Raw genomic sequence first — 16,071 nt, 5'->3', positions numbered from 1 at the left:
CCCGGGGCGCTGTCAGTGGCGGCCACTATCGTGCGGAGCATGACCAGCCTGCCGCTCCCCGCCGTGGAACTGTCCGCCGACGAGGCCCGCCGGATCGCCCTGCGCGCCCAGGGCCTCCTGGGCGCGGCCGACCGCAGGGGCGGGGTGCGCGGGGTTCTGCGCCACCTCGGCGCGGTTCAGCTCGACACCATCTCCGTGCTCGCCCGGTCGCACGAACTCGTCGCCTACGCCCGCCTCGGCGCAATCGGCCGCACACCCGTCGAAGAGGCGTACTGGAGCGGCGGCCACGCCTTCGAGTACTGGTCGCACGCCGCGTGCATCCTGCCCGTCGAGGAGTGGCCGCACTTCGCCTTCCGCCGCCGCGCCTACCGCTCGCGGCCGCACTGGGGCCACGAGCTGCCGGACGGCGTCTACGAGCAGGTGATCAAGCAGCTGCGCGCCGAAGGCCCGCTCACGGCAACCGACTTGGGCGGCGCCAAGAACAAGGGCGAGTGGTGGGACTGGTCGGCCTCGAAGGTCGCCGTCGAGCGGGCGCTGATGTACGGCGAGGTGGTCTGCACCGAGCGGCGCGGCTGGAAGCGGGTGTACGACCTCGCGGAGCGCGCCATCCCGGACGCTCTGCTCCACGACGACCTGGACGACGCGGAGTGCGTACGCCGCCTGGTGCGGCTCGCCGGGCAGTCGCTCGGCGTCGGCACCCGGGCGGACATCGCCGACTACCACCGGCTCAAGGGCGAGCAGTTCGACGCGGTGGTCGCCGATTCGGGTCTGGTGCCGGTCACCGTGGAAGGCTGGTCCAAGCCGGCCTGGGCCGACCCCGAGGCGCTGGCCACCGTGGCGCGCGGCCGCCACCGCACCACCCTGCTGTCGCCGTTCGACTCGCTGGTCTGGGAGCGCGCCCGTACCGAGCGGATCTTCGGCTTCACCCACCGTCTGGAGGCGTACGTCCCCAAACCCAAGCGGATCCACGGATACTTCGCGATGCCGCTGCTCTCCGGCGGCAAACTGATCGGCCGGGTCGACCCGGCGCGCGAGGGTCGCACCCTGGTGGCACGGCAGGTCTCGCTGGCCTCGCCGAAGGCCGTACGGCCCATGGCCCAGGCCCTGTTGGAGGCAGCCGCGTGGGTGGGATGCGACGCCGTACGGATCGAGCGGGCCGGGTCGCCTCAGGAGGCGGCCGCGCTGACCGCGGCGCTCGCTATCTGATCTCCAGGATCTTCTCGCGCATCGCGTAGACCACGGCTTCCATCCTGGAGTGCAGCTGGAGCTTCTCCAGGATGTTGCGCACGTGGTTCTTCACCGTGTTCTCGGAGATGAACAACTGCTTGGCGATGTCGCGGTTGTTCATCCCCGTCGCGACGAGCTTGAGGACCTCCAGCTCGCGGTCGGTGAGCCGGGGCGCGGGCACCAGGCGGCGCTCGTCGGTGCGCTGGATCATCGACTTGAACTCGGTGAGCAGCTTGGACGCCATTGAGGGGCTGATCTGCGACTGCCCGTCGGCGACCGCCCGGATCGCGGTGGCCACCTCGTCGGTGGAGATCTCCTTGAGGAGGTAGCCGGTCGCGCCGGCCTTGATCGCGTCGTAGAGGTCGGCCTCCTCGTCGCTGATCGTCAACATGATGATCTTCGCGCTGGGGGCCACCTCCTTGATGGAGGTGCAGGCCTCGATGCCACCGCGCCGCGGCATGCGGACATCCATGAGGACGATGTCCGGCAGCAGGTCGGCCGCCTTGTCCACCGCTTCCGCGCCGTCGCCCGCCTCGCCGACGACCTGGATGTCCTCCTCCGCGGCCAGCACGATCTCCAGGCCCCTGCGGAACAGGGCGTGGTCGTCCACCACCAGGACCCGGATCGGCTCCTTGCGGGAGCCTCCGGTGTCCATGCCGTTGTCGAACTCCCCACCGTTCGGGCTGTCGGCACGGGAACCGCCGTGTACCGGCCCGAAGCTGTCCGCCATCGTTCCTCCCCCTGAAGGCCGTGGCCCGCGTTGGTGTGCTGCCCAACCACGCTCCTGGGAGCTGCGGTTGACGTGCGACGCCATGATTTCATGCCCGGCCGTCAGAAAGGTGATCCAGTGGTCGCACGATGGTGCCCCTGGGGGCGCACAAGCGCTCCAGGGGCACCACCACTCGTTGGTACGGCACGCCGTCCGCGAGCGTTCAGCGCGCGGGCCGGCCGCTGCGGCCGTGGTTCTCGCCGGGCGGGGTCAGCCGCCCAGGGCACCGCCCGCGCCGCTCGCGTCCTCGCCCGCGAGCGGGTCGGTCTCCAGGTGGATGACGCCGTAGTCGTAGGCGTGTCGCCGGTAGACGACGCTGGGCTGCTTCGTCTCCGCGTCGACGAACAGATAGAAGTCGTGCCCGACCAGCTCCATCTCGTAGAGCGCCTGGTCGAGCGTGACGGGGGCCGCGGTGTGCGTCTTCTCGCGCACCACCAGCGGGCCTTCGCCCTGCACTTCGAGCGTGCCGATCCTCGTGGTGGGCACGCTCTCGTCCTTCGCGGTGGCCACGAGCTCACCGTTGCCGTTCAGCTCCGCCACACCCGGCACGGCGTCGACGACCTCGGCGGCCGAGAGCCGGCCGTTGCCGCGGCGCGTGTACCGCTTGTCGTGCTGCTTGCGCAGCCGCGCCTCCAGCTTGCCGGTCGCCAGGTCCAGCGCCGCGTACGGGTCCGCCGCCGCCGCCTCCGCGCGGATGACCGGACCCCGCGAGTGGAGGGTGATCTCCACCCGGTCCGAACGGTCCGCCTGCCGCGGGTTGTGTTCCTTGGACACCTCGACGTCGAGGCTGATTACCTTGCCGTCGAGCTTCTGGATCTTCTCCAGCTTCAGCTTCTCGGCCACGTGCTTGCGGAACCGCTCGGGCACCTCGGTCTTGCGGCCCTTGACGACGATGTCCACGCAGAACTCCGTTCCCGGATCGCTCCGCCTCAACGCGGAGCTGCTCCCTTTTGCACCAGGCCCCGGTGAGTGCCGGAGCCTCGGACTCGGTGACGTATCACCTCCTCCTCCCCCGTCGAGAAGATCCCCACCCCACCCCGTCGGGGGTAAGTGAAAACGCGCCGAAGCTCAGCCGTGCATTAAGTGAACGGGCTTTCGCCATTCCTCACAACCGAACATAGCTCGCCCGACGCGATGTCGGCACCCGCTACTGGCACGTACCTCCAGTCAGGTGTTTCTCTCCTCTCGCTACCTGCAACGATGCAGATTCCCGGTCAGTTCCGGTTTATCGCGAACGATTCCGGAGTGGCCGCGACAACCGCTGCCACGGGCGGCGGTTGGCCTGCATCGCTCTGCGCCTCCCCTGTTCTCCGCCGATGATGCGTGGGTCCCGGCAGTGAAAATCCCGGAATTCCCTGCCTGAGGCATCCATCTCTGTCCTGTAAACCCATACGGGGTTCCCGTACCCCCGGTTCCCGGGCCGCCCGGGCCGCCTCCACGAGCGAGGCGCCCGAGCTCAGCCCACGCACCGCCCGGGCCGCCTCCACGAGCGAGGCACCCGTGGTCATCAGGTCGTCCACCAGGACCACCTGGCCGCCCGCCAGCAGGCGCGCGCCCCCGCTCGCCACCGTCAGGGCTCCGGAGAGATTCGCGAGCCTCTGCGGGGCGCTCAGGCCCGCCTGGTCGGCCACGCCGCGGCGCTGCCGCAGGACCGCGGCGACCCGGGCGTCGGTCCCGGTGCGCCTGAGCTCCGCGGCGGCCGCGAGGGCCATTCGGCGGGTCGCGTCGTGTCCGCGGGCCCGCACCGCGCGCCGCGAGGACGGCACAGGAACCAGCACCAGCGGCCCCGCCCATCCGGGCCCCTCTCCGCCGGGCCCCCGCCCCTCGGACCCCTCCCCGCCTGCTCCCTCCCCGTCGAATCCCTCCCCGCCGGCCCCTTCTCCGCCGGGATCCGCTCGCCCCGCGGCCGCCCGCGCCGCAGCGGCGAGAGCCTGTCCGAGCACCCCGGCGAGGCCGAGGGCGCCCCGCTCCTTGTGTCCGAGCAGCATCGCCCGCACGGCGTCCTCGTAGCGCGCCGCCGCGTACACCGGTGGCAGCCCGGCGGGCTCGGGCGCCGGGCGCACCCGGCGTACCCGCGCGCCGAGCAGCGCCAACCGGCACCGCTCGCACAACGCCGTCCGCTGCTCGCCGCAACCGCCGCAGGCAGTCGGCAGCACGAGCCCGGAGAACTCCCGCCACCACCCCCGCATGACCTCCACTGTGCCCAAGGGGGCCACACCGTGCCACCCCTGTGGACAACGGGCAGCGCGGACCGGACCATCCCTGTGGACAACGGGCAGCGCGGACCGGACCATCCCTGTGGACAACGGGCAGGGCGGCCCGGACCATCCCTGTGGACAACCTGGCTCGGACCAGTCCGCGGGCCATCAAGGGCAGGCAGGCCCACCCCGTTGAACGCCCCGCCATCCCAGCCCGGGAAGGCCAACCGGCCGCACCCCGGCCCAGGAAGGCCAGCCCGCTCCCTTCCGGGGCACCTTGGCGGCTCAGCCGGGGTAGGCGGGCGCGGAGCCCTTCTTGACCGCGGTCTTCCAGTTCGCGCCCGGCGGCAGCCGGACGATGCCGTCCTCCTGGGAATGCGCCACCAGAGGCATCCGGTCGTCGTCCGTGGCGGCCACATCCGTCACCTTGTTGACGCTCGGCAGAGTCCCGGCCGCGGACGTGGAGCCGTCCGTCTGCACATAGCGCAGCTGCTGCGAGACCCCGCCGACCTCCTTGCCGACCACGACCAGCCGGCTGCGCCCGGCCCAGGACACCGCGGCCACGTCCTCCATCTGCGGCGCCGCGGGCCGCAGCCCGACCACCGAGAGCACGCTGTCGGCACCGTCGTCACTGCGCTCGACCCGGCCCATCTGGAGTGTCGTACGCCCGCCCTGGAGGACGAGCAGCGCGGCCCGCACGCCGTCCGCCGACATGCGCACCTGCTGGATGCGCCCCTCGCCGAGACCGGCCACGTCGACCACCTGGGGTTGTCCCGTGCCCTGCGCGAGCCGCAGCAGCCGCGGTTTGGCCGGATCGCGGTCGGCCACCCACAGATCACCCCGGCCGTCCCAACTCGGCGCCGAAAGGCCACCGTTGGCGTCCTTGCCGGCGCTGGTCACCGACGTACGCACCAGTTCACCGCCGGCCGCGAGCGGGGCCACGAACAGCGACCTGCCGTCCGCCGAAACGCCGGCCGCCCGCTTCTCGTCCCGCGAGACAGCGACCGTACGCACCTGCTGCGCGCCCTTGCCGAACGGGCCCTGCACCGGTTCCGTCACCACCGAGTCGGAGTCGTCCGAGCCGTCCCCGTCATCGGGACCGCTCGCCCCGTGCGCGGGGCTGCCCGAGCCGTCCGAGCCCGCGTCGGCGCGCATGCGCTCGACATGGCCGCCGGCGTCCACGAAGTACTGGCCGGGACTGGTCGACATGCGGTCGGGCGCGTACGTCTCGGCCTGGTCGCCGCTGAGGACACACAGCTGCGAACCGTTGGCCCGGTCGAGCTCCACCGAGCCGACCCGGGTCGTGGTCAAGTCCCGCAGGGTGAACAGGAGCTGCGCGGCCATCCGCTTGCACAGCGCCTCACCGGCGTTGGAGGCCCGCTCGTTCAGCGGGATCTTCAGCGCGTTGCGGTCGTCGAAGGCCAGGGACTTGGTGTCGCCCTTCAGCGCCGTTCCCGAGGGAAACTTCGATGTGACGACCGGTTCAAGCCATCTGGTGGGGCCGTCGAGAACCGACTGCACCGTCTGCGTGATGAGGTTCATCTGCGTCTCGGGGTCGGTGCGCTGGCGCACGTACACCGGGTCGGCGACGAGACGGTCCTGTCCTGCAGCGAAGTAGTACTTGTTGACGGAGCGGTAGATGCGCTGGAAGTCGGACTGACCGAGGAGCAGCCCCTCCGGCAGCGCGTCGATGCGCCACTCCTTGCTGATGCCGTCGGGACCGCTCTGCCGCACCAGGTGGATGGTCTGGCTGTACGCCGCCTGCGGCTTGGCCGGCTGGTAGGCGCGCTGTTTGTCGACGGTCGCGATGGTCTTGCCGGAGAGCGTGAAGCTGAAGCCGGTCGAGTCGGCGCCCCGGTCCCCCGTCCGGTCGGGCTGTGGATCGGGGCCTTCGGCCAGGACGGTGACCTGGTCGGCCTGCCAGTCCTTCGCGGCCTTCACGGTCAGATACTGGCGGGCCATCGCGAACTGCGGGTCGTCGCTGGTCATCGCTTCGAGGAAACCGGCGACGATCTCGTTGGGCTCGGCACCGGGCCGCGGCGGCACGGCGTACACCTGCACCTGCGAGTCGGCCCGCTGGGATGCCGAGACGGAGTGGACGTCGCCGCTGCTCGGCATGGACGCACAGCCCGACACCAGCAGCGAGCCGCAGCCCAGCACCACCACCGGCCCCAGCAGCTTGCCGCGGGCCCTCCCCCGGTCAGCGCCCACGGGCCGATCCCTCCTGCTCACTGGCGTCCGTGAGCTGTCCGCCCGCCGTGTCGTCGGCGCGCTCCGCGTCCGGCCGCGCGCTGTGTTCCGGCTCGCCGAACCGACCCACCACCCGGGACCCGCCGCCGCCCGGCATCCCCGCCGGGCTGGCCGCCGGCCCCGTGGTGCGCGGGCGCGCCGGGGCGGTGGGCGGCACCGGAAGGGCCGAACGGTCCAGGCGCGGCGTCGGCACGGTGGAGAGCCGGTTGCCCTGCGCCTGTCCGGCCGTGGCCTCGGCCTTGGCCCGTTCGCGGGCGGCCCGCGAATCCTCCGGCTCCAGCGGTATCGGCGATCCGCGCAGCGGCTCGTCCGCGGTACGCGGCAGGGTCAGGCGGAACTGGGATCCGCCGCCCGGCTCACCCCAGGCCTGCAGCCAGCCACCGTGCAGCCGGGCGTCCTCGACGGCGATCGACAGGCCGAGGCCGGTGCCGCCGGTGGTACGGGCGCGGGCCGGGTCGGCGCGCCAGAAGCGGTTGAAGACCCGGGTGGCTTCGCCGGGCTTGAGTCCCACGCCGTAGTCCCGCACCGCGACGGCGACGGCGCCGCCGGCCGCCGCGAGACGCACCACGACGTCGCGGCCCTCGCCGTGCTCCACGGCGTTGACCACCAGGTTGCGCAGCACACGCTCGACCCGGCGGGCGTCGGCCTCGGCGACCACGGGCTGTTCGTCGCCCGACACGCGTATCAGGGTGCCCTTGCGCTCGGCGAGCGGCTCGGCGCCCTCGATGACGCGGCGCACGACCTCGCGCAGGTCTATCGGCTCGGCCTCCAGGGCCGCTGCACCGGCGTCGAACCGGCTGATCTCCAGGAGGTCGGCGAGCAGCGACTCGAACCGGTCGAGCTGCCCGGCGAGCAGCTCCGCCGAGCGGGCCGTGACGGGGTCGAAGTCGACACGCGCCTCATGGATGACATCGGCCGCCATCCGTACGGTCGTCAGGGGGGTGCGCAGCTCGTGCGAGACGTCGGAGACGAACCGCCGCTGCATGCGGGACAGCTCCTCCAGCTGGTTGATCTTGACCTGGAGGTTCTGCGCCATCTTGTTGAAGGCTTCGCCGAGCCGGGCGATGTCGTCCTCACCGGTGACCTTCATCCGCTCTCTGAGGACGCCGGTGGAGAGCCGCTCGGCCACTCCGGCCGCCATCCGTACCGGCGTCACCACCTGGCGCACGACGAGCCAGGCGATCGCCCCGAGCAGCACCACGACGAAGAGTCCGGCCGTCGCCAGGGTCGTCTTGACCAGGGTGAGCGACTTCTCCTCCTGCGCCAGCGGGAAGAGGTAGTACAGCTGGTAGGACTGCCCGTCGACGTCCTTGAGGCGGGTGCCCACGACCAGCCCGGGCTCGGCCTCCTGGCCGTCGGTGAACTTGATCGAGGTGTACGTCTTGAACGCGCCGGTGCCCGCGTCGACGTCGTCCCGCAGGCTCTGCGGAACGCTGGCCCGGGGATCCACGTACCCGGAGGCGCGCGGGCCGCGGTTGCTGGACGCCGAGTCGGACGACGCCGAGCCGAGGGCGACCACGTAGAAGGCGCCCTGGCCGCTGCTGGCGAGCTGGGTCACCAGGTCGTTGCGCCAGCTCACCGAGGAGCCGGAGCCGCGCCCGCCCGACGCGGGATCGTCGGAGCCACCCGTGACGGGCGTGCCCACCTTGTCCTTCGCCACCGCGAACCCGCCGGCGGACTGGCTCTCCGCCGCCTTCTCCTTGGTTTCGAGGAGGCCGTTGCGCACCGCGCCGATGACCACGAACCCGAGCAGCACGACCACGCCGAGCGACATCAGCAGGGTGGTCGCGACCACGCGCAGTTGAATGTTGCGCCGCCACAGCCGCGCGGCGGGCAGCAGCGGGCGCCGCAGCCAGCGCACGACGAGCCGCAGCACCGGACCGCCGGGCGCTCCGTCCTGGAGCAACCGGCCGCCCCAGGACGTCTTGCGCCCAGCCACTTGGGTCATCTCAGCTCGGTCCTGCCTTGTAACCGACACCACGGACGGTCACGACGATCTCCGGCCGCTCGGGGTCCTTCTCGACCTTCGAGCGGAGCCGCTGGACATGCACATTGACCAGGCGGGTGTCGGCCGCATGGCGGTAGCCCCAGACCTGTTCGAGGAGCACCTCTCGAGTGAACACCTGCCACGGCTTGCGGGCGAGCGCGACCAGCAGGTCGAACTCGAGCGGGGTCAGTGCGATCGACTGCCCGTCCCGCTTCACCGAGTGTCCTGCCACGTCGATCACCAGATCGCCGATGGCGAGCTGCTCGGGCGCCGGCTCCTCCGACCTGCGCAGTCGTGCCCGGATCCGGGCCACCAGCTCCTTCGGCTTGAACGGCTTCACGATGTAGTCGTCGGCCCCGGACTCCAGGCCGACCACCACGTCCACGGTGTCGCTCTTCGCGGTGAGCATGACGATCGGCACACCCGACTCGGCCCTGATCAGCCTGCAGACCTCGATGCCGTCCCGTCCGGGCAGCATGAGATCGAGCAGCACCAGGTCGGGCTTGGCGTCACGGAATGCCGCCAGTGCCTTGTCGCCATCCGCTACGAACGACGGCTCAAAACCTTCTCCACGCAACACAATGCCGAGCATCTCGGCCAGTGCGGTGTCGTCGTCGACGACAAGGACGCGTCCCTTCATAAACGTCATCATCCCATTAGCTAATCGTTACCTGGCGTGACCTGGCACACAGCTCGCTCAGCCCGCCGCCTGTCACCGGGGACAGGACACCCTCCTCCGTGACGATCGCCGTGACCAGTTCCGGCGGTGTCACATCGAAGGCGGGGTTGTACGCCTGCGTCCCCAGCGGTGCCACGGGCAGCCCGGAACCGGACCCCCAGCCACCCCCCGGAATCTGCGGGACAGTGAACTCCGTCACCTCCTGGCCGGGACGCTGCTCGACCTCGATCGAAGCGCCGTCGGGGGTACGGAGGTCCACCGTGGTGACCGGCGCGACCACGATGAACGGCACGTGGTGGTACTTGGCGAGCACGGCGAGCGGATAGCTTCCCACCTTGTTCGCCACCGAGCCGTCGGCGGCTATCCGGTCGGCTCCGATGAGGACAGCATCCACCTCACCGGCGGCGAACAGCGAGCCGGCCGCATTGTCGCTCAGCAGGCTGTACGCCATTCCGCTCCCGGCGGCCTCGTACGCCGTCAGCCGCGCGCCCTGCAACAGCGGCCTCGTCTCGTCCACCCACAGCCGCCTCAGACGCCCCTCCCGGTGCGCGGCCAGCGCCACCGCGAAGGCAGTCCCCTCGCCGCCGGAGACGAGCCGGCCGGTGTTGCAGTGGGTGAGGATGCGGTGGCTGCCGCCCGGCATCAGCTCGTCGAGCAGCGCAAGCCCGTGCCGGGCCATCCGTTCACTGCCCTCGGCGTCCGAGCGGTGCAGCTCCTTGGCCGCGGTCAGCGCCGCCGCCCCGGCCTCCGCCGGCCCGGCGCCCTTCTCGACCGCCGCCCGGTACGCCCCGGCCGCCAGCCGTACCCCGTACCCGAGGTTGACCGCGGTGGGCCGCGCCCCGGCGAGGTGCTCGGCGGCCTCGTCCACGTCGTAGCCGCGCGCCGCGGCGAGCGCCACCCCGTACGCCCCGGCGAGACCGAGTAGCGGAGCTCCGCGTACCGCCAGTGTCTGGATGGCCCGCACCAGGCCCGGCACGTCCGTGCAGACCAGCTCCACCTCCTCGGCGGGCAGCCGGGTCTGGTCCAGGAGGACCAGCACGGGGCCCTCCGGCGGCTCGTCCCAGCGCAGCGAAGGTATCCCCGAAGGTCCGGGCCCCATGGTCGTTCGCACGTCCTGATCAGCCATTCGCCCAGTCTGCCCCGTGAGCCACCGACAAATGAAGGTGCGAACGAGATACAGGGGCTCGTCCATGGCCGGGATCGCCATGGCACGATGGCAGTCAACCCGAAGGAATCGGCTCGTACGGCCGGATCCGCGACCAATCCACGAGGTGGACGACCGTGAACGACTCTCCGGGCTGGGCCCCGCCCGGATCTGCCTCTTCCGACGGCGAGAACTCCGGCACACCCCCGGTCTCCGACCCGCCGGAGCGGGCCCACGCCTCCTCGAAGTGGTCCCAGGAGCAGCCCCCGGCCGCCCAGTGGTCCTCTCCGGGCCCCAGTCACACCCCTCCGCCGCAGCCTCCCGGCTGGGCCGGCCCCCAGCAGGGGCCTGGCGGCTGGGGACAGGTGCCGGGGCAGTTCCGCCCTCCGGGCACCAACTGGAACCAGAACTACGGCCGTCTCCCTGCCGCCAAGCCGGGCGTCATCCCGCTGCGCCCGCTGGGTGTCGGCGAGATCCTCGACGGTGCCGTCTCCACGGCCCGCGCCCACTGGCGCACCGTGCTCGGTCTGACGCTGGCCGTCGCGGTGCTCGCCCAGGTCGCCGAGCTCGCCGCCACCCGGTTCCTTCTGCCGACGCCCACCACGATCGACCCACACGCCACCGGCGCCCAGGCCATCAACCAGGCCCTGGACTCGCTGCAGTCCAGCCTGCTCAGCCTGACGCCTCCCTTGATCATCGGCCAGCTCGCCACCCTGTTCACGACGGCCGTCCTCGCCCTGGTGGCCAGTCGCTCCGTGCTGGGCCGCACGGTGAGCCCGGGTGACGCCTGGGCCGAGGCACGCCCGCGGCTGCTCAGCCTGTGCGGTCTGTTCGGCCTGCTGATCGTCGCGTTCGCCGCGATCACCGCCGTCGGCATCCTTCCCGGAGTGCTCCTGGGCGGGGGTGGCGGCGCCGCCCTGGCCGCGCTCGGCGGCCTCGCCGCCTGTGTGGTCACCCTCTGGCTGTACGTCCGCTTCATCTTCGCCGGACCGGCCCTGATGCTGGAACGTCAGGGCATCGCCCAGTCCCTGCGCCGCTCCGCCAAGCTGACCAACGGCTCCTGGTGGCGCATCTTCGGCATCACCATGCTCGCGTGGCTCCTGGCCGTGATCGTCGCCATGATCATCGAGCTGCCCTTCGCCGCGATCGCGATGATGGTGGACAGCAGCTCCTTCGACACCATCCTCAACGGCAACGCCCCCGACTTCGGCTGGTCCTACCTGATCATCTCCGGCATCGGGGGCGTGATCGCGGCGGCGGTCACCTACCCGCTCGTCGGTGGCGTCACCGCGCTGCTCTACATCGACCAGCGCATCCGCCGCGAGGCGCTCGACCTCGAACTGGCCCGCGCCGCAGGCATTCCCGGCCACACCAACCCCGGGAGCTGATGCAGTGTCAGAAGCGGGGGGCTTCATAACGGCACGACTGCTCAACGGAGCATCCGGTGGCCCGCCGGTGGACGTTCCGCGCGACGCGGCCCGCGAGGCCGCGCACCGCGAACTGTCCGATCCGGCGTACCACCAGCACGACCCTAGCCTCCTCCAGCGAGCCGTGAACAAGTTCTGGGACTGGATCGCCTCGATCTTCGACTCGGCCTCCGGCGCCACCCCCGGGGGCCCGCTCGGTCTGGTCGTCATCGTGGTCGCCGTCCTCGCGCTGATCGGCGCACTCTGGTGGCGGCTCGGCACACCACAGCGGGCCATCACCACGGGCGGCACCATCTTCGACGACCGCCCGCGCAGCGCCGCCGACCACCGCGCCGCGGCCGAGACGCATGCCACCGCCCGCCGCTGGAACGACGCCGTCCAGGAACGGATGCGCGCCATCGTCCGCTCACTCGAGGAGCGCGCCCTGCTCGACCCGCGCCCCGGCCGGACCGCCGACGAGGCCGCCGCCGAAGCCGGCCGCCCCCTGCCCGGCCACGCGGACCGACTGCGTACGGCAGCCCGCACGTTCGACGACGTCACATACGGCGGCCGCACCGCCGACGAGGCGGCGTACCTCCTGCTGCGCGATCTGGACCAGGATCTCGAACGCACCAAGCCCGCGCTGCGCACCGCGGCCCAGGGAGCTGCCGGATGACCGCCACGACGGCCGCCCCCACCTCCACATCGGCCACGCCCCGGCACCTGTGGACCCGTACCCGCGGGCTGCTGCTCGCCCTCGCCGTCCTGATCGCGGGCGCCATCACCCTCGCCGCGATGCACTCCGACACCCGGCACGGCAGCCTCGACCCTCGCTCCGCCGACGAGTACGGCAGCCGCGCCGTGGCCCAACTCCTCAAGGAGCAGGGCGTCTCCACACGTGTGGTGACCACGCTCGACGAGGCGACGGCCGCGGCCGGCCCCGACACCACCCTCCTGATCACGGTCCCCGACCTGCTGACCGAGGGCCAGCAGCGTCGGCTGCGCGCCGCCACCGCCGACTCCGGCGGCCGGACCGTCCTCATCGCCCCCGAATCGCCGTCCCTGGACGTCCTCGCCCCCGGCATCCGCGCGGAGGGCTCGGCCACCGTCAAGCCGCGCGACCCCGGCTGCACCGAGCCCGCCGCCAACCGGGCAGGCCGCGCCGACGCCGGCGGAGTCCGCTACGCCGCCCCGGACGAGAACACCGACGGCTGCTACCCGGTCAACGGTCTGCCCACCGTGTTGACCACGTCCGCCCGTGGCGAAGGCGACACCGTCCTGCTCGGCGCCCCCGACATCCTTTTCAATCACCGTCTCGACGAAGAGGGCAACGCCTCGCTCGCCCTCCACCTGCTCGGCACTCGTCAGCATCTGGTCTGGTACCTCCCCTCGCTGGGTGACACATCGGCCACCGATGGCGGCCACCGCTCCTTCTTCGATCTGATCCCGGCCGGATGGCGCTGGGCCACCCTCCAACTCGCCCTCGCCGCCGTACTCGCCGCTCTCTGGCGAGCCCGCCGCCTGGGCCCTCTCGTCACCGAACACCTCCCGGTCGCCATCCGCGCGTCCGAGGCGACGGAGGGGCGCGCCCGGCTCTACCGCAAGGCCCATGCACGCGACCGCGCCGCAGACACCCTCCGCGCGGCCACCCGCACCCGACTGGCCCCCCTCCTCGGCGTGGCCGCTTCGGCGGCGCACCATCCCGAGGTCCTCGTGCCGGCCGTCTCCGCCCGGCTCCCCGCCGGCCGTGACCCCCTTTCCCTGCTCTTCGGCCCGACACCGGCCGACGACACCGCACTTGTCCGCCTCGCGGACGAACTGGACGCCCTCGAAAGAGAGGTACGCACTTCATGAGCGACCGCACCCCGGAGACCGCAGCGGACCCGGACAGCGCCCGCGCTTCCCTCGAAGCCCTGCGCGCCGAGATCTCCAAGGCCGTGGTCGGCCAGGACTCCGCCGTCACCGGCCTCGTCGTCGCCCTCCTCTGCCGCGGCCACGTGCTGCTCGAAGGTGTGCCCGGCGTCGCCAAGACCCTCTTGGTACGTGCGCTGGCCGCGTCCCTCGAACTCGACACCAAACGCGTCCAGTTCACCCCCGACCTGATGCCGAGCGACGTCACCGGCTCCCTGATCTACGACGCCCGTTCCTCGGAGTTCTCCTTCCAGCCCGGTCCGGTCTTCACCAATCTGCTGCTCGCGGACGAGATCAACCGCACCCCGCCCAAGACACAGTCGTCCCTCCTCGAAGCGATGGAGGAGCGCCAGGTCACGGTGGACGGCACCCCCCGCCTCCTGCCCGACCCGTTCCTGGTGGCCGCCACCCAGAACCCGGTCGAGTACGAGGGCACATACCCCCTGCCTGAGGCGCAACTGGACCGTTTCCTGCTGAAGTTGACGGTCCCGCTGCCCTCACGCCAGGACGAGATAGACGTGCTGGCGCGTCACGCGGACGGCTTCAATCCCCGTGACCTCGCGGCAGCGGGCATACGCCCTGTCGCCGGCCCCGCCGACCTCGAAGCAGCCCGCGCCGCCGTCGCCAAGACCTCGGTCTCGGCAGAGATCACCGGTTATGTCGTCGATATCTGTCGTGCCACGCGTGAATCCCCCTCGCTCAGCCTCGGAGTCTCCCCCCGAGGCGCCACCGCCCTGCTCTCCACCGCCCGCGCCTGGGCCTGGCTCACCGGCCGGGACTACGTCATCCCGGACGATGTGAAGGCCCTCGCGCTCCCCACGCTTCGTCATCGCATCCAACTTCGCCCCGAGGCCGAGATGGAGGGCGTCACCGCCGACTCCGTCATCACCACGGTCCTCGCCCACGTCCCCGTGCCCCGCTGAGGCGACACCATGGCCCTCACCGGACGCTCAGCACTCCTGGCCGCCCTCGGGTCCATCCCGGTCGGCGTCTTCGCCCCGGGCTGGACCGGAATGCTGGCGGTCAACGCCCCCCTTGCACTCGCAATTCTGTGCGACTACGCCTGCGCCGCGCCAGTGCGCAAGCTCCAGTTCACTCGAACTGGTGATACGTCAGTTCGGCTCGGTGACAAGGCCGAAGTCGCTCTCACGGTCACCAACCCGTCGTCGCGCCGACTGCGTGCTCAGCTCAGGGACGCCTGGCCGCCCAGCAGCTGGCCCGCAGGCGCAGACGAGGCCGTGTCCCGGCACCGGTTGACCATCCCGGCCGGCGAACGAAGCCGCCTGTCCACGGTGCTGCGGCCGACCCGACGCGGTGACCGCCAGGCGGACCGCGTCACGGTCCGCTCGTACGGGCCCCTCGGCCTTGCCGCCCGGCAGGGCAGCCACCAGGTGCCCTGGTCCGTGCGCGTCCTGCCACCGTTCACCAGCCGCAAACACCTGCCGTCCCGGCTGGCCCGGCTCCGTGAACTCGATGGCCGCACCAGCGTGTTGACCCGCGGCGAAGGCACCGAGTTCGACAGCCTCCGCGAGTACGTACCGGGCGACGACACCCGCTCCATCGACTGGCGCGCCACCGCCCGCCGAGGCAACGTCGCCGTACGCACCTGGCGCCCTGAGCGTGACCGACACGTCCTGATCGTCCTCGACACGGGCCGCACATCGGCGGGCCGCGTCGGCGACGTTCCCCGGCTCGATGCCGCGATGGACGCCGGACTGCTCCTCGCCGCGCTCGCGTCACGAGCCGGCGACCGTGTCGACCTCCTGGCCTACGACCGTCGGGTACGCGCCCAGGTTCAGGGCCGAGCCGCAGGCGAGCTCCTGCCCGCTCTCGTCAACGCCATGGCCCCGCTCGAACCTTCGCTGATCGAGACGGACGCGCGTGGCCTCAGCGCGGCGGCCCTGACCCACGCACCGCGCAGGTCGCTGATCGTCCTGCTGACCGGCTTGGACGCGGCGGCGACGGAGGAGGACCTGCTTCCCGTACTGCCTCAGCTCACTCGACGGCACACTGTTCTGGTCGCCTCGGTTGCCGACCCCCACATCCAGCAGATGGCAGCGGGTCGAGGAGAGATCGACGCAGTCTACGAATCCGCCGCAGCGGGCCAGACCCAGGAGCAGCGCCGCCACATCGCGGAGAAATTGATGCGCCATGGCGTGACAGTCGTCGACGCCACTCCGGACGAATTGGCCCCGGCCTTGGCCGACGCCTATCTCGAAATGAAGGCAGCAGGGCGACTGTAGGCGGACGGCTTGTGACCGGGGCCGGCGACCTGAAAGGGTCGGCGGCCCCTCTTCTGCGCCCGCCTCGAAACTCCTCCCGCACGAGGGCGGGCCCCGGCAGTCCACCAACGCGAAAAAGCCCCGCACCGTGACCGTATTTCTACGATCTGGTGCGGGGCTTTCCCCAAAATTTGTTCGGCGGCGTCCTACTCTCCCACAGGGTCCCCCCTGCAGTACCATCGGCGCTGAAAGGCTTAGCTTCCGGGTTCGGAATGTAA

Annotated in this window: 13 protein-coding genes and 1 rRNA gene; 6 read left to right on the top strand and 8 right to left on the bottom strand. The window is 71.5% G+C overall.

Annotated features, from left to right (window positions below):
* The first annotated feature begins 48 nt into the window (after positions 1 to 48).
* Positions 49 to 1,206: a crosslink repair DNA glycosylase YcaQ family protein gene (locus AB0D31_RS24230; RefSeq protein WP_362726836.1), complete on the top strand. Its 1,158-nt coding sequence runs from the start codon at positions 49 to 51 to the stop codon at positions 1,204 to 1,206.
* Here the strand turns inward: AB0D31_RS24230 and AB0D31_RS24225 are convergent.
* From AB0D31_RS24225 to mtnA, 7 genes are all read right to left on the bottom strand, one after another.
* Complete coding sequence (locus AB0D31_RS24225; protein WP_362726746.1) at positions 1,199 to 1,957, bottom strand: response regulator transcription factor; 759 nt, start codon at positions 1,955 to 1,957, stop codon at positions 1,199 to 1,201. The two genes, AB0D31_RS24230 and AB0D31_RS24225, sit on opposite strands and share 8 nt — an antisense overlap.
* Before the next feature lie 249 nt (positions 1,958 to 2,206).
* Entirely contained in the window at positions 2,207 to 2,896 is a 690-nt protein-coding gene (gene raiA / locus AB0D31_RS24220; protein WP_362726744.1) for a ribosome-associated translation inhibitor RaiA, read from the bottom strand.
* A gap of 314 nt (positions 2,897 to 3,210) precedes the next feature.
* A complete protein-coding gene (locus tag AB0D31_RS24215; protein WP_362726741.1) occupies positions 3,211 to 4,185 on the bottom strand; it encodes a ComF family protein in 975 nt (324 codons plus the stop codon).
* A 294-nt stretch (positions 4,186 to 4,479) separates the two neighbouring features.
* Positions 4,480 to 6,312, bottom strand: a complete 1,833-nt coding sequence (locus AB0D31_RS24210; RefSeq protein ID WP_362726834.1) for an LpqB family beta-propeller domain-containing protein — start codon at positions 6,310 to 6,312, stop codon at positions 4,480 to 4,482.
* Positions 6,313 to 6,394: 82 nt separating this feature from the next.
* On the bottom strand, positions 6,395 to 8,392 hold the full coding sequence (gene mtrB, locus AB0D31_RS24205) for an MtrAB system histidine kinase MtrB (RefSeq protein WP_362726738.1): 1,998 nt from the start codon (positions 8,390 to 8,392) through the stop codon (positions 6,395 to 6,397).
* A 1-nt stretch (position 8,393) separates the two neighbouring features.
* On the bottom strand, positions 8,394 to 9,083 hold the full coding sequence (mtrA, locus tag AB0D31_RS24200) for a two-component system response regulator MtrA (protein ID WP_189389435.1): 690 nt from the start codon (positions 9,081 to 9,083) through the stop codon (positions 8,394 to 8,396).
* A gap of 4 nt (positions 9,084 to 9,087) precedes the next feature.
* A complete protein-coding gene (gene mtnA, locus AB0D31_RS24195) occupies positions 9,088 to 10,236 on the bottom strand; it encodes an S-methyl-5-thioribose-1-phosphate isomerase (protein WP_362726736.1) in 1,149 nt (382 codons plus the stop codon).
* 155 nt (positions 10,237 to 10,391) lie between these two features.
* On the opposite strand from mtnA, the gene AB0D31_RS24190 reads away from it, so the two are divergent.
* From AB0D31_RS24190 to AB0D31_RS24170, 5 genes are read left to right on the top strand one after another with little or no spacing between them, the layout of a single operon-like run.
* On the top strand, positions 10,392 to 11,642 hold the full coding sequence (locus AB0D31_RS24190; protein WP_362726734.1) for a glycerophosphoryl diester phosphodiesterase membrane domain-containing protein: 1,251 nt from the start codon (positions 10,392 to 10,394) through the stop codon (positions 11,640 to 11,642).
* 4 nt (positions 11,643 to 11,646) lie between these two features.
* Complete coding sequence (locus tag AB0D31_RS24185; RefSeq protein WP_362726731.1) at positions 11,647 to 12,336, top strand: DUF4129 domain-containing protein; 690 nt, start codon at positions 11,647 to 11,649, stop codon at positions 12,334 to 12,336.
* Entirely contained in the window at positions 12,333 to 13,514 is a 1,182-nt protein-coding gene (locus tag AB0D31_RS24180) for a DUF4350 domain-containing protein (protein WP_362726729.1), read from the top strand. The genes AB0D31_RS24185 and AB0D31_RS24180 overlap by 4 nt, the downstream gene beginning before the upstream one ends.
* Positions 13,511 to 14,494, top strand: coding sequence for a MoxR family ATPase (locus AB0D31_RS24175; protein WP_362726726.1), 984 nt, complete (start codon positions 13,511 to 13,513; stop codon positions 14,492 to 14,494). Before AB0D31_RS24180 ends, AB0D31_RS24175 begins: the two co-directional genes overlap by 4 nt.
* 9 nt (positions 14,495 to 14,503) lie before the next feature.
* Complete coding sequence (locus AB0D31_RS24170) at positions 14,504 to 15,814, top strand: DUF58 domain-containing protein (RefSeq protein ID WP_362726723.1); 1,311 nt, start codon at positions 14,504 to 14,506, stop codon at positions 15,812 to 15,814.
* Between the two features lie 172 nt (positions 15,815 to 15,986).
* Here the strand turns inward: AB0D31_RS24170 and rrf are convergent.
* Positions 15,987 to 16,071: ribosomal RNA gene (gene rrf / locus AB0D31_RS24165) — 5S ribosomal RNA — on the bottom strand; the annotation flags it as partial.

Origin of the sequence: Streptomyces sp. NPDC048361, assembly GCF_040651795.1 — a bacterium.
GTDB lineage: Bacteria > Actinomycetota > Actinomycetes > Streptomycetales > Streptomycetaceae > Streptomyces.
The sequence above is the reverse complement of the archived record's forward strand: the minus strand, read 5'-3'. Positions and strand labels throughout refer to the sequence as shown.

Bases quoted from the DNA above. Each gene is read 5' to 3' on its own strand.
- mtrA (WP_189389435.1), bottom strand. From the start codon at position 9,083: ATGATGACGTTTATGAAGGGACGCGTCCTTGTCGTCGACGACGACACC.
- AB0D31_RS24210 (WP_362726834.1), bottom strand. From the start codon at position 6,312: ATGCCGAGCAGCGGCGACGTCCACTCCGTCTCGGCATCCCAGCGGGCC.
- mtnA (WP_362726736.1), bottom strand. From the start codon at position 10,236: ATGGCTGATCAGGACGTGCGAACGACCATGGGGCCCGGACCTTCGGGG.
- AB0D31_RS24215 (WP_362726741.1), bottom strand. From the start codon at position 4,185: ATGCGGGGGTGGTGGCGGGAGTTCTCCGGGCTCGTGCTGCCGACTGCC.
- AB0D31_RS24170 (WP_362726723.1), top strand. From the start codon at position 14,504: ATGGCCCTCACCGGACGCTCAGCACTCCTGGCCGCCCTCGGGTCCATC.
- AB0D31_RS24175 (WP_362726726.1), top strand. From the start codon at position 13,511: ATGAGCGACCGCACCCCGGAGACCGCAGCGGACCCGGACAGCGCCCGC.
- AB0D31_RS24225 (WP_362726746.1), bottom strand. From the start codon at position 1,957: ATGGCGGACAGCTTCGGGCCGGTACACGGCGGTTCCCGTGCCGACAGC.
- AB0D31_RS24180 (WP_362726729.1), top strand. From the start codon at position 12,333: ATGACCGCCACGACGGCCGCCCCCACCTCCACATCGGCCACGCCCCGG.
- mtrB (WP_362726738.1), bottom strand. From the start codon at position 8,392: ATGACCCAAGTGGCTGGGCGCAAGACGTCCTGGGGCGGCCGGTTGCTC.